10 protein-coding genes and 1 pseudogene are annotated in these 12,771 nt (G+C 61.7%); 5 read left to right on the plus strand and 6 right to left on the minus strand.

Annotated elements, in window-relative coordinates:
* Window positions 1-48: 48 nt before the first annotated feature.
* Entirely contained in the window at window positions 49-798 is a 750-nt protein-coding gene (locus SLW74_RS04265) for a substrate-binding periplasmic protein (protein ID WP_410928232.1), read from the plus strand.
* A 35-nt stretch (window positions 799-833) separates the two neighbouring features.
* Here the strand turns inward: SLW74_RS04265 and SLW74_RS04270 are convergent, their stop codons facing one another.
* The 6 genes and pseudogenes from SLW74_RS04270 to SLW74_RS04295 all read right to left on the minus strand — a co-directional run bounded on the left by SLW74_RS04270 (window position 834) and on the right by SLW74_RS04295 (window position 9,036).
* Window positions 834-1,793, minus strand: coding sequence for a quinone oxidoreductase family protein (locus SLW74_RS04270; RefSeq protein ID WP_410928233.1), 960 nt, complete (start codon window positions 1,791-1,793; stop codon window positions 834-836).
* A 223-nt stretch (window positions 1,794-2,016) separates the two neighbouring features.
* A complete protein-coding gene (locus tag SLW74_RS04275) occupies window positions 2,017-2,793 on the minus strand; it encodes an AraC family transcriptional regulator (protein ID WP_410928234.1) in 777 nt (258 codons plus the stop codon).
* 143 nt (window positions 2,794-2,936) lie between these two features.
* Window positions 2,937-4,205, minus strand: coding sequence for an OprD family porin (locus SLW74_RS04280; RefSeq protein ID WP_065987410.1), 1,269 nt, complete (start codon window positions 4,203-4,205; stop codon window positions 2,937-2,939).
* Between the two features lie 242 nt (window positions 4,206-4,447).
* Window positions 4,448-4,678, minus strand: a complete 231-nt coding sequence (locus tag SLW74_RS04285) for a hypothetical protein (protein ID WP_083233037.1) — start codon at window positions 4,676-4,678, stop codon at window positions 4,448-4,450.
* Window positions 4,679-4,859: 181 nt separating this feature from the next.
* The gene (gene aguA / locus SLW74_RS04290; protein WP_410928235.1) at window positions 4,860-5,966 is read right to left on the minus strand and encodes an agmatine deiminase; all 1,107 of its coding nucleotides are present in this window, start codon (window positions 5,964-5,966) and stop codon (window positions 4,860-4,862) included.
* A 170-nt stretch (window positions 5,967-6,136) separates the two neighbouring features.
* Window positions 6,137-9,036: pseudogene (locus tag SLW74_RS04295) on the minus strand (aminotransferase).
* Window positions 9,037-9,332: 296 nt separating this feature from the next.
* On the opposite strand from SLW74_RS04295, the gene rfbB reads away from it, so the two are divergent.
* Genes rfbB through rfbD form a run of 4 tightly spaced genes read left to right on the plus strand, consistent with a single transcriptional unit; the run spans window position 9,333 to window position 12,704 of the window.
* Entirely contained in the window at window positions 9,333-10,412 is a 1,080-nt protein-coding gene (gene rfbB, locus SLW74_RS04300) for a dTDP-glucose 4,6-dehydratase (protein ID WP_192130735.1), read from the plus strand.
* Window positions 10,409-11,284 (plus strand): glucose-1-phosphate thymidylyltransferase RfbA, encoded by an 876-nt coding sequence (rfbA, locus tag SLW74_RS04305; protein WP_410928236.1) that lies wholly within the window; start codon window positions 10,409-10,411, stop codon window positions 11,282-11,284. The genes rfbB and rfbA overlap by 4 nt, the downstream gene beginning before the upstream one ends.
* Window positions 11,281-11,826 (plus strand): dTDP-4-dehydrorhamnose 3,5-epimerase, encoded by a 546-nt coding sequence (gene rfbC, locus SLW74_RS04310; protein ID WP_192130733.1) that lies wholly within the window; start codon window positions 11,281-11,283, stop codon window positions 11,824-11,826. Before rfbA ends, rfbC begins: the two co-directional genes overlap by 4 nt.
* Complete coding sequence (rfbD, locus tag SLW74_RS04315) at window positions 11,823-12,704, plus strand: dTDP-4-dehydrorhamnose reductase (RefSeq protein ID WP_410928237.1); 882 nt, start codon at window positions 11,823-11,825, stop codon at window positions 12,702-12,704. Before rfbC ends, rfbD begins: the two co-directional genes overlap by 4 nt.
* The last annotated feature ends 67 nt before the right edge of the window (window positions 12,705-12,771 follow it).

Below are 12,771 nucleotides of genomic sequence, written 5' to 3' on the forward strand. Positions count from 1 at the left end.
TGGCACAAGGGCTGTCCTGGCGCCTTATTTCCCCTGAGCATAACTGCCATGAAATGGATTTCCTGTTGTACCCGTTACGCGGCCAGCGCGCTGTTGGCGTGCTCGTCAGCGGCATCTGCGCTGCCGGTCGTTGACGTGTACGTGGCCGAAGCGCAGCCGCTGACCATGGTCAGTCAAGGCGAGCATCACGGGATCGCGGGCGACATCACCCTGCAGGCCATGGCGATGGCCGGGTATTCCGCCCACCTGCTGTCGCCGCCGTGGCCGCGGGCGCAGCGGGATGTGGAGCTTGGCACCAACAAGCTCATCGCGCCGCTGACCCGCACGCAAAGTCGCGAAGACAGCTTCATCTGGATCGCGCCGGTGATGACAATGGACCGGGCATTTTTCAGCCTTGATCGTCACGTCGAGACGTTTGAGGAGGCGCGCAAGGCCTTCAAGATGATTGCCGTGGGCAGTGGCTCGGCGCAGGAGACGCGTCTGCGTGAGGAAGGTTTTTCAGCCGCGCAGATTTATCCGCTGAAGATTGGCGAGAACCCGGCGCTGATGTTGCTCAAGGGGCGGGTGGATGCGTGGTTCAACGGCGTGCCGGAGACGCTTTATATCTGGAAGCAGATCAGTGATCGCCCGCTGATGATGAGCCGGGCATTGATGACCGCCGATTTGTATCTGGCGTGCTCGAAGGACTGCGATCCTCAGATGGTCGAGAAGTTGAAGACCGCGATCGAGACGCTGCGGTCAAACGGCTCGATCAAACGCGTCCAGCATGACTACCTCAAAGGGCTACCCGTCCAGTAATCCGGCAGCCCTGCCCCAAGATTCGTGCTTGCCTGTCACGGCACCAGAATGACCTTCTCGGCGCCGCCCTGATTCACTTCCGCATAACGTGCCAGGCCTTCCTCCAACGGCGACTCAATCAGCCCGGTTGGCAGCGGCAAGGTGCCGTCGTCGAACTGTTTACCGAAATGCTCCAGCATCCGTGCGCAAGCTTCGACGCCGTACAGCAGCGAGTTGATCCCCACCACCGAACCGCCCTTGCGGTACAGCGCCAGCGCGGGCAATTGCACGTGGCCGTCCACCGGCGCGGCGATGATTGCGATGCGACCGAACTGGGCCAGCGCAGGCACAGAAGCCGGCAGCCAGAAGCCCGTGGTGTCGAAGATCACGTCGGCGCCGCCTGGAAAAACAGCGTTCACTTGAGCACCCAGGTCTTCCGGTTTGTCGAGCTGGATCGCGTTGAAGCCTTGCTCTTGCAGCGCTTTCAACTGATCAGGTTTACGCACCGCTGCCAGCACCTGGGCGCCCCGCACTTTCGCCAGTGCGATGGCGGCGCTTCCCACTGCGCCATTGGCGCCGATGACCAGCAACCGGGTGCCGGCCTGCACGAGGCTGCGCTCAAGCGCGTCCCACGCCGTGGTGTACGGCACGCCCAGACTGGCGGCCTGAGTAAAGCTCAGCGATGCAGGCTTGATCGCCACGCCTTTGGCCGGCAGCGTGATGTAGCCGGCGTGGGAGCCGTCGCGGACAAAGCCGATTTCCTTGCCGGTGCCCCACACCTCCTTGTCGATCAGTGCCTGCGGGCCTTCCACGACCACGCCCGAAAAATCACGACCCGGAATGCGCGGCATCGTGGTGTAGGGGAAGCGGCCCAGGACGTTTTTGACGTCGCTGGGGTTCAGGCCCGCTGCTTTTATCTGCACCAGAACTTCGCCGGCTGCCGGGACGGGCGTGGGCAGATCGACGACTTCCAGCGCAGCCAGGTCGCCGGTGCGGGAGAATTGCAGTGCTTTCATGATGGATTCATCCAGAGTGGGGAAAGGGGGTCGTCGGTTCAGGAGGCCAGATGGGAGAAGAACTGCTTGCCCACGCCAGAGCCATTCACCGGCCTGCATGCCAAGCAGGCCAACCATTGCGAGCAGAGGCGCGACGGCGTTAAGCGATGACCAGAGTGTAAGGGGGGCCGGCAAGGGCTGCCGGCCAAGAGCTTCTGAATTTCGGACAGTATCGGCGCAGGCGTTAGTGAGATGGATCAACCACCGGGTACTGAGAAGGCGCCATGCCCAGTTCGCGGCGAAACATGTCGCTGAAGCTGCTCGGCGAATACCCCATTGAACGAGCGATGACGTTGACCGGCACGCCCTGGATGATCTCCGCCACCGAGGTCGCCAGTTGCACCTGCCGCCGCCATTCGGCGAAGCCCATGCCAAGCACCGCCTGAAACAGCCGGGACAACGTTCGCACGCTGGCGCCGGCGTTTTCTGCGTGCTGCTCGAATGACACGTCGATGGACGGCTCGATCATCACCGCCTGACAAACGCTCATCAGCCTGCGGTCGCTGTCATCGGGCATCGGCACTCTCAGCAGCGAACGCCGGGCGCGTTTGAGTTCGAGCAACGCCAGTTTCACCACGGCGTCGTAGTAGTCTGACTCCTTGTCTTGCTCGGCGACGAGACCAACGATCAACTCGCGCAGCAATCGGCCGACTTCCAGTACCTGAACGGTAGCGTCGAGGGTTCGGGCGAGCGCCGGCCGCAGGTAGATGTTGCGCATTTCCAAGTCCGAGACCACGCGGATGCCATGGGGCACGCCGGGCGGCAACCACACCGCGCGCTGCGGAGGTACGACCAGCGCATCGTTGGGCGTCTCGACCCACATCACCCCCGACATCGCATACAGCACCTGCCCCCACTCATGTTCATGGGGCTCGATGTACAACCCGCGGGGATACGTCCGAGACAGAGGCTGCACAGGGACGGAGGTGTTGGAGAGGTCGGGCGGCGCGGCGATTGCCATGGTGAAACCGGCTGGAGTGGGATGCGGCGATGGTAGCGGGAGAGCGGGCAGGATCGCCAGTTCAGTGAACCCTCATACCCGAACGCCCCGATCTTGCGACCGGGGCGTCTGGGTGAAGCCGTCAGCTCTTCAGCCGTTCGACATCAAAACACGTTGATCGGGTAATCGACGAAGATCCGCGTTTCGTTACCGCCTACGTTGTACTGATCAACATCGTTGGAGACGCGCAGGAACGAGTTGCGCAGGCGTACCGAGAGGTCTTTGACCGGGCCGCTCTGGACCACGTAGGTCAACTGGCTGAACAGTTCGCGCTCTTCGCCACGCCCACGGTCGCTGCCGTCGTCGATGTTGTCGCCGCGCACGTAGGCCACGCGGTAGCTGAGGCCTGGCGTCACGACGGTGCCCAGGTTCACGCCATAGCCCACCTGCCACGAACGCTCGTCCTTGCCGTTGAAGTCTGACCAGTAGGAGTTCGCCAGGTAGATGGTGTTGCCGCCATCGCCGGTGCCGCCTGCGTTGCGATAGCCCCCGTAGGTGTAGCCGGTTTCGCCGGTGCTGCGCTGATGCGCGAGGGTGAATGAGTGGATGCCCACCGCCCAGGTCGCCGCCAGGCTCCAGATCTTGTTGTCGCGGGCGTCGTCGACGGCGAAGTCCTTGTCCAGCTTGGTCTTGTAGCCGTTGAAGTCGAAGGTCAGCGACTGATCTTTCGGCATCGCCCAGACGTAGTTCAGGTTCACGTACTGCTTTTTCAGCACGTCTTCGTCGTCGGAGGCGTAAAACGCGGCGCTGAGGGCCTCGGTGAATTTATAGCTGCCGCCGTACACGTTGATGCTCTTCAGATCACCGCTGTCGCGGCCTTCGGCGCTCTTGCGGGCTTCGGCGGTGAAGCGGCCGGCCACCAGGGTAAGGCCCTTGATCTCTTTGGAGGTGATCATGGTGCCGGTGTAGGACTCAGGCAGCAGGCGCGAGCCGTCGTACGTCAGCACGGGCAGCTCGGGCATCATGTCGCCGTACTTCAGTTCGGTATTGGACACCCGGAATTTGACCGCACCGCCGAAACGCGACAGGTCGTCCGCCGCATTGCCGCTGTCGCCCTGCTTGAAGAAGTCGATACCGCCTGCGCCGCTCTTGCCCTTGCCACCGTCCAGACGCGCTGCGTACAGGCCGAAAGCATCAACGCCGACGCCCACCACGCCTTGGGTGAAACCGGATGTGTAGCCGGCCATGAACGCCTGCCCCCATTCCGAGCGGTCCTGCGGCCCGTTTTTGTAATCGCGATTGATGTAGGCGTTACGCAGGTTGATCTTCAGGCTGCTGTCTTCAACAAATCCTTTGGAATCTGCCTGACCGTCCGCCATGGCGTGAGTGGCGGCGAGAATGCTCAGGGCGAGCAGGCCGATACGCTGTTTCATCTTGTTGTCCTTGTGAGCGGATTAATCGCGCGCTGTGGCAAATGCCCGGTGTGGGCAATTGCGTCTTCCGGCTCTGAAACAGTCCCGGAAGCCCGCACGAAATCATCACAGTGGAGGACTGATGCACGTACATGGCGCTAGGCCACAGGCGGTGGAGGCGCGAATGCTATCCCCCGTCTGCGGAAGGTGTCAATTTGATGGGAGTCAAACGGAGGCTCTGCAGTGCCTGTTCTCACCCTTCGTCAGCTGTGGAGCACGCCCAGCAGCGCTTCAATTTCCGCGTCATTGATCAACCCGCTGGGGTATCGCCTGGACAGCATCTTGCGAAAATCACCGCGTTGTTTCAGCGCCTGCAGCTCTTGCATGCGCACCAGCGGGATCCGGGTCGTCCGTAACCAGTCCGCCATCATCTGCCGTGCTTCACTGCTCGCAGAAAAACCTCGAGCCACTCGCAACTCATGACCTGCGTTCATAAGGACAACCTCTTATGTCGTGGACTGCGAAATCTACGGAGCTTTTGTTACAGACGGACGACCCCGCAAGGGCATTTACGCGCTGCTGGGATCCCGTCTTCCTACGACCGGCTTGAAACCGTCCAGCCATAAAAAAGCCCATCGTCTGATGGGCTTTGATAACAGCAAGAAGCGAACCAACTCAGCTGCGGTGGGGCGCCGGCTGCTGCTGCGTCAGGCAGTGAATGTTGCCTCCACCCAGCAACATTTCGCGGCCCGGGACCATGACCACCTCGTGTTCAGGGAACAGCTGCTGGAGAATCTGGCGGGCCATGTCATCCATCGGATCGTCGAAACACGGGGCAATGATGCCGCCGTTGACGATCAGGAAGTTCACGTAGGAACCCGCAAGGCGCACCGATGGGTTGCGCTCCTGACTGCCGTGCACCTGATCCACCCCGGCGCACTCTTCTTCGGTGGCAAACAGCGGGCCCGGGATCGGCATCTTGTGCACGACGAACGGGCGTCCCTTGGCGTCGCGGGCGTTTTCCAGCACCGCCATGGCCGCCTGGCAACGCGGGAAATTGGGGTCTTTCGGATCATCTGTCCAGGCGAGTAACACTTCACCGGGACGCACGTAGCAGCAGAAGTTATCCACATGCCCGTCGGTCTCGTCGTTGTACAGACCGTCCGGCAGCCAGATGATCTTCTCGACCGACAGGTGATCGCGCAGCACGGCTTCGATGTCTTCGCGCGACAGATGCGGGTTGCGATTGCGATTGAGCAGGCATTCTTCGGTGGTGATCAGCGTGCCCTCGCCATCGACGTGGATCGAGCCGCCTTCCAGCACGAAACCTTCAGTGACGTAGCGGGGGCAGCGCTCGATTTCCAACACTTTGCTGGCGACCTGTTCATCCAGGTTCCACGGCGCGTACAGCCCGCCGTCGAAACCGCCCCAGGCATTGAAGCCCCAATTGACACCCCGGACCTCGCCCGCGTCGTTGATGACGAAGGTCGGCCCGCTGTCACGCACCCAGGCGTCGTTGCTGCTGATCTCGACGGCGCGAATGTTGGGCACATTCAGGCGGGCGCGGGCGTTGTCGTACTGTGCAGCCGAGACGCCGACGGTGACAGGCTCAAACCGGGCGATGGCCTTGGCCACAGCAACATGATCGTTCTGCACCGGCTTGCCGCCCAGACGCCAGTTGTCAGGGCGCTCGGGCCAGATCATCCAGGTTTGCGTCTGCGGCGCCCACTCGGCAGGCATATAGAAACCATCGGCGCGGGGGGTGCTGTTGAGAGTGGTCACAGTAATCAGAACTCCATGAAACGACGAGGGCGTCTGCGGCAAAAGAAGACAGACGTTATAGACGATAAAAATCGGATTTAAAAACACTAATCAAGCAATCGGCGCAGATCCGGGCATCTAACGCCGATATATATCGGAATAAAGTCCAATCGTGACGGATAAGAGCCCACTCAGCTCTCCAGTTCGCTCAGCACCTTCGACACGCTGTCGACAAAGAAGTCCACGCTTCGCCGGGTGGTGACCATGGGCGGCTTGATCTTGAGAACATTCAGATAATCCCCCGTAGGTTGCATGAAGATCCCCAGCTCACGGAGACGATCACACAGGTAGGCCGTTTCCTCGGTTGCTGGCTCCAGCGTCTCTCGATTGCGGACCAGTTCAAGCCCAAGATAGAACCCCGAACCATGGACGGCCCCGGCCAGCGGATGTTTGTCGATCAGCGCCAGCAGGCGTTCCTTGAAATAGCCGCCAACCACTTGAGCGTTTTCCCACAGCTTTTCTTCTTCCATGACGTCGAGTACCGCCATGCCGACGCGGCAACTCACCGGGCTGCCACCGGACGACGAAAAGAAATAGCCCTCAGCCTCCAGCGCTTCAGCGATTTCGCGACGGGTGATAACGGCGCCGAGGGGATGACCGTTGCCCATGCCTTTGGCCATCGTAATGATATCCGGCACTACGCCCTGCTCTTCGAAGCCCCAGAAGGAGTGACCGAGACGGCCATACCCCACCTGCACTTCATCGGCGATGCACACGCCGCCCTGGGCGCGGACTTTGTCGTAGACCTGCTGCAAATAGCCCGGCGGCAGCGAGATTCCGCCGGCGTTGCCGTACACCGGTTCACAGATGAAACCCGCCACTTGCCGCCCCTGCTCGGCCAGCGCAGTCAGATGCGCGTCCACGCTGCGCAGGTAGAACGGTGTGCTGTCCGCGCCACGAAACTCACCGCGATACGTGTTGGGCGCAACCACGGGATGCACCCAATCCGGGCGCGTGCTCAGCGCTTGCGGGTTGTCGGCGATGGACGTCGAAATGGCATCGGTCGCCACCGACCAGCCGTGATAAGCCTCCAGCACGCTCAAGACATCGCGCCCGCCGCTGTAGGCCCAGGCCAGACGAATCGCCAAGTCATTCGCCTCGGTGCCGCTGTTCACCAGAAACACCCGATCCATCCCGGCGGGCGCCAGCTTCAGCAGGCGCTCTGAAAACTCGGCGATCGCCGCGTAATGAAAGCGTGAGTTGGTATTGAGCAGCGACCACTGCCGCGCGGCGACTTGGGCCATGCGTGGATGACCATGACCGAGCACCGCGACGTTGTTGAGCATGTCCAGGTAAGAACGGCCTTGCATGTCGATCAGGTGGTTGCGCCAGCCGCGCTCGATCTGCGGCGGAGCCTGGTAATAATGCTTTTGCGACCGAGCAAAACTGGCATCGCGACGGGCAAGCAGCGCAGCAGAATCTGCCAACGCAGGCGCATCGCAATCGAAACCCAGCAGTCCTTTGGGTGACGGACACAGCGCACGCCAGGCTGCGGCTCGCGAAGGCGTAGTGAACAGCGGCGGGCTCACGTCCGGCTCCGAACACAGCTGCACGATCAACGCCCCGCCGCCCTGCCCGATCACGTCGCCCTGCCCGATCACGTCGCCCGCGCCGAACTCGACACCGGCGTCAAAATCAGAGCGCACGCCCCACAGACGCAGGTTCACTTCGGCGCCCACCAACTGCAACGCGCCGTCGGCCGTGTGACGCAGGCTGCCGGCAAATGGCGCATGAACAGCGGTGCCGTGGGGGATCTGCAATTCGGTATGCAGCGCGAAGGTGTCCGGTTCTTTTGCACTGTCCGGCAGCGTGCGGGACAGCCGGTATTCGCCATAGCGACTGGCGGCCAGACCATGTTCGGCCGCCTCTTTCAGCAGTTGCTCGTCGATGCCGCTTTGTTCCCAGTTGCCCGCGACGAAATGCTCGCTGAGCACACCCAGATCGACCAGGGCAAAACCCTGCCCGCTCAAGCTCGGCAACAGCGGCGAGAACGGCTCGGCCTCTTTGTCCGCTTCCCATTCACCCACCGCGTCGAGAATCGCCGCTTCCATCAACGCAATCGACACGGAGGTGGCGACGTCGAAGATGTTCCACTCGCTGGCCAGATTGGCCTGGATATAGCCGTTGTCCGGCTCGATGCTCGCCTGTTGCTCGCTGCTCAAGACCAGTACGGCCGAGCGCGCAACGATCAATGGCCACAGCGCCAGCAGTTCCTCGCTTTGAAGCGGGTTGATCTGGTGATAGGCCTGAATGGCGGGCAGGATGAAAAACGGATCGCCCTCGGCATGGTGCAACAGCGCGGCGCAGGTCACCGAGAGGTCAGCGATGCGCCACGTGCGCACCAGATCATCAAAGTCGATCAGCCCTTGAAGCTGCCACTGGCGATGGGCATCTCTCGCCCAGACCACGTTGTACTCGGTGATGTCCATGTGAATGGCCTGCACCGGCAGCGACGCCACCAGCGGCAGCAAATAGGCCTGGGCCTGCTCGGCGGCCTCGGCGATACAGGCGCGCTTGTCGGCATCGGCGATGACCGGGAGCAGGTGCTCGATCAACGCGAAAGCGTGACGCGGGTCCCACTGCAACACACGGTCCAGGCCTGGGTGCTCGAACCCGGCCAGCGCCACGTCGACACGGGCACAGAGCTGCGCCAATCCGGTCACGATGTGCCGGTTCAGATGCGCGACGTGAGCCAGTGACTGCCCGTCGATAAACTCCAGAACGCGCAGGTGCACGGCATTGCCGTTGTGCTCGACGGACAGCAAGTCCTCACCCTTCAGCGCCGGCATCACTGCCGGAACGCTGCATGTTGCGCGGCAAGTTCGGTGGCTGAGTAAGCACCGTGGCAGATCTTCAGGACGAAACGTCGCCCGTCACCGCAGTCGAGCAGGAAGTTTCGGTCCTGATGGCTGCCCAACGCCTTCAACGTCCCCGACAGCCCGTAATACGTCGTCAGCCATTCGGCGGCCTGCGCGGCGTCGACGTCCGGGCATGGCAGGCTGGAGCGACGAATCAAAGTGTCGAGCGACATGGAGGAAGTCCTGAGAGATAGAGGCACGCCGACAATATCGCCAGTTGCGCGACCGTTAATCAACCCCGCGACCTGCGCCAGTCAAGAAATGCCTTGAGAGACCGATACATAGGCCAGGCGTTAAACTCGTGCAACACCTGCGGCGGTTTAATGGCGCTAATTACGATGGGCCATCAATTAATATCATCGCTCGTCGGTGGATTGCTTCTTGCGCCAGTCAGCAAGGCCCCACAAGCTATGCTCCATCGTCCTACGCCTTTATCGTCTTACGTCTTTCCAGGGAAGAAGGTTTATCCATGCGAATACTTGTTACCGGTGGCGCCGGCTTCATCGGCTCTGCGCTGATCCGTCATCTGATCAACAACACCGATCACGACGTTCTCAATTTCGACAAGCTGACCTACGCCGGCAATCTTGAGTCGCTGCAGGGCATCGCCACGAACACTCGGTATGAGTTCGTGCAACAGGACATCGTTGATCAGGCCGCCGTGAGTAAAGTCCTCGCGCGCTTCAAGCCTGACGCGATCATGCACCTGGCGGCTGAGTCCCACGTCGATCGCTCGATTGACGGCCCGTCGGAGTTCATCCAGACCAACATCGTCGGCACCTACAGCCTGCTGGAAGCGACCCGCAGCTACTGGCTGACTTTGCCCGACGCCGAGCGCGCCGCCTTCCGCTTTCACCACATCTCCACTGATGAAGTGTATGGCGACCTGCACGGCGTGGACGACCTGTTCACCGAAACCACGCCCTACGCGCCAAGCTCGCCGTACTCGGCCAGCAAAGCGGCGTCGGACCATCTGGTTCGTGCCTGGCAGCGTACCTACGGGCTGCCGGTGGTTGTCACCAACTGCTCGAACAACTACGGCCCGTTCCATTTCCCCGAGAAGCTCATCCCGCTGGTGATTCTCAACGCCCTGGCCGGGAAGCCGCTGCCGGTGTACGGCAACGGCCTGCAAGTGCGTGACTGGCTGTTCGTCGAAGATCACGCCCGCGCACTGCTCAAAGTGGTAACCGAGGGCAAGGTCGGCGAGACCTACAACATTGGCGGCCACAACGAACAAAAGAACATCGACGTCGTGCGCGGCATCTGCGCGCTGCTCGAAGAGCTGGCGCCGGAACAGCGCAAAGGCGTGGCGAACTACGCGGACCTGATCACCTACGTGACCGACCGCCCCGGCCATGACATGCGCTACGCCATCGACGCCAGCAAAATCGAACGCGAACTGGGCTGGACACCGGAAGAGACATTCGAATCCGGCCTGCGCAAAACCGTGCAGTGGTATCTCGACAACCTTGAATGGTGCCGCAACGTGCAAGACGGCAGTTATCAGGGCGAACGCCTGGGCACCAACGTGAAGGAACTGATTGCATGACTAAAGGAATTGTTCTGGCCGGCGGCTCTGGCACTCGCCTGCACCCGATCACCCTCGGGGTCTCCAAACAGCTGTTGCCGATCTACGACAAGCCGATGATCTATTACCCGATCTCGGTGCTGATGCTGGCCGGGATCAAAGACATACTGGTCATCTCGACGCCGCTGGACCTGCCGCAATACAAGGCGCTGCTGGGTGACGGCAGTCAGTTCGGCGTGCGCTTCCATTACGAGGAGCAGCCCAAGCCGGACGGCCTCGCGCAGGCATTCCTGATTGGCGAAGAGTTCATCGGCGATGACTCGGTGTGCCTGATTCTGGGCGACAACATCTTCCACGGTCAGCACTTCAGCGAGCAGCTCAAGCGTGCGGCGGACAACACCTCTGGCGCGACCGTGTTTGGCTACTGGGTCAAGGATCCGGAGCGTTTCGGCGTGATCGATTTCGATGAGCACGGCCACGCGCTGTCCATCGAAGAGAAGCCCAAGGCGCCTAAATCGAGCTACGCCGTGACGGGCTTGTACTTCTACGACAACGAAGTCATTCAGATCGCCAAGGACGTCAAGCCGTCCCCGCGCGGCGAGCTGGAGATCACCGACGTCAACAACGCCTACCTCAAGCGCGGCGACCTGCGCGTCGAGCGCTTTGGCCGCGGCTTCGCCTGGCTCGACACGGGTACCCATGACAGCCTGCTGGACGCGTCGCAGTACGTGCAAACCATCGAGCATCGTCAGGGCCTGAAAGTCGCGTGCCTGGAAGAAATCGCTTTCCAGAACGGCTGGATTGACCGCGCTCACCTGTTGAACAGGGCTGACTATTTCGGCAAGACCGGCTACGGTCAGTACCTGTTCAAGATCGCAGGGGAAAGTCAGTGAAAGTGGTTGCCAGCAAGTTGCCTGAAGTCCTCATCATCGAACCCAAGGTGTTCGGCGATGAGCGTGGCTTCTTCTACGAAAGTTTCAACGCCCGGGCCTTCGCCGAGGCCACCGGCGTCGCCGATCAGTTCGTGCAGGACAATCACTCGCGCTCGCAAAAAGGCGTCCTGCGCGGGCTGCATTACCAGATCGAAAACCCGCAGGGCAAACTGGTGCGCGTGACCACTGGGCGCGTGCTGGACATCGCCGTCGACATCCGTCGCAGCTCCCCGCAGTTCGGCCAGTGGTTCGGTCTGGAGCTGTCTGCCGAGAACGCTCGTCAGCTGTGGATTCCCAAGGGTTTCGCCCACGGCTTCGTGGTGTTGAGCGACTACGCCGAGTTCCTCTACAAGACCACCGACTACTACACGCCGTCGGCCGAGCGCTGCATTCGCTGGGACGATCCCGAGCTGGGCATCGACTGGGGCTTGAGCGAAGCGCCTCAACTGTCGGCCAAGGATCAGGTCGGCAAGCTCTTGAAAGACGCGGACCTGTTTCCGTGAGCGCGCCGCTACGGATTCTGATCAGCGGGCAACAGGGCCAGGTGTCCCAGGCGCTGCAGCAACGCCTGCAGAACATGGGCGAGCTGATCGTGCTGGGTCGCGATCAGCTGGATTTGAGTCAGCCGGAATCCATCCGCCCGGTGGTTCGCGACATCAAGCCTGACCTGATCATCAACGCTGCCGCACACACGGCGGTGGATCAGGCCGAAAGCGAGCCGGACCTGACCTTAGCCATTAACGCGACGTCTCCCGGTGTGTTTGCTGAAGAAGCCGCCGCGCTGGGCATTCCGCTGATTCACTATTCCACCGATTACGTGTTCGACGGCAGCAAGGCCGGCGCGTGGGTTGAATCGGACGCGCCTAACCCGCTGGGCGTCTACGGCAGCAGCAAGCTGGCGGGCGAGCGGGCCATCGCCGCAGCGGGCGGGCAGCACCTGATTTTGCGCACGAGCTGGGTGTATTCCCTGACCGGGCGCAACTTTCTGCTGACCATGCAGCGCTTGCTCCAAGACCGCGAGAAGCTGTCGATTGTTGCCGACCAGATCGGCGCACCCACCTGGGCCGGCACCATCGCCGCCAGCACCGGCGCGCTGATTGAACGCTGGCGCGATGGGGCGCCGGGCGCCTGGGGTGTTTATCACCTGACCGCCAGCGGCGAGACGTCCTGGTTCGGGTTCGCTGAAGCGATCGGTCAGCAATTGATCAACAGCGGCAAACCCTGCGCAGTACTTGAGCCGATTGCTTCAAGCGCGTACCCGACGCCGGCCGCACGTCCGCTCAATTCACGCCTGGATTGCAGCCTGTTGCAGCGCGAGTGGGGTGTCAGCCAGCCGGACTGGCACGATGCGTTGCTGGAGTGCTTAGCGCAGCAGCGGTAGGCATAATGGGCCGACTCGATGTTGAGCGGCTGCGGAATACTGATTCATCCGCAACCGCCCTGCATCG

This window comes from Pseudomonas sp. W5-36 (assembly GCF_046540455.1).
GTDB classification, from domain to species: domain Bacteria; phylum Pseudomonadota; class Gammaproteobacteria; order Pseudomonadales; family Pseudomonadaceae; genus Aquipseudomonas; species Aquipseudomonas graminis_B.

Bases quoted from the DNA above. Each gene is read 5' to 3' on its own strand.
- SLW74_RS04265 (WP_410928232.1), top strand. From the start codon at position 49: ATGAAATGGATTTCCTGTTGTACCCGTTACGCGGCCAGCGCGCTGTTG.
- SLW74_RS04270 (WP_410928233.1), bottom strand. From the start codon at position 1,793: ATGAAAGCACTGCAATTCTCCCGCACCGGCGACCTGGCTGCGCTGGAA.
- SLW74_RS04275 (WP_410928234.1), bottom strand. From the start codon at position 2,793: ATGGCAATCGCCGCGCCGCCCGACCTCTCCAACACCTCCGTCCCTGTG.
- SLW74_RS04280 (WP_065987410.1), bottom strand. From the start codon at position 4,205: ATGAAACAGCGTATCGGCCTGCTCGCCCTGAGCATTCTCGCCGCCACT.
- SLW74_RS04285 (WP_083233037.1), bottom strand. From the start codon at position 4,678: ATGAACGCAGGTCATGAGTTGCGAGTGGCTCGAGGTTTTTCTGCGAGC.
- rfbB (WP_192130735.1), top strand. From the start codon at position 9,333: ATGCGAATACTTGTTACCGGTGGCGCCGGCTTCATCGGCTCTGCGCTG.
- rfbA (WP_410928236.1), top strand. From the start codon at position 10,409: ATGACTAAAGGAATTGTTCTGGCCGGCGGCTCTGGCACTCGCCTGCAC.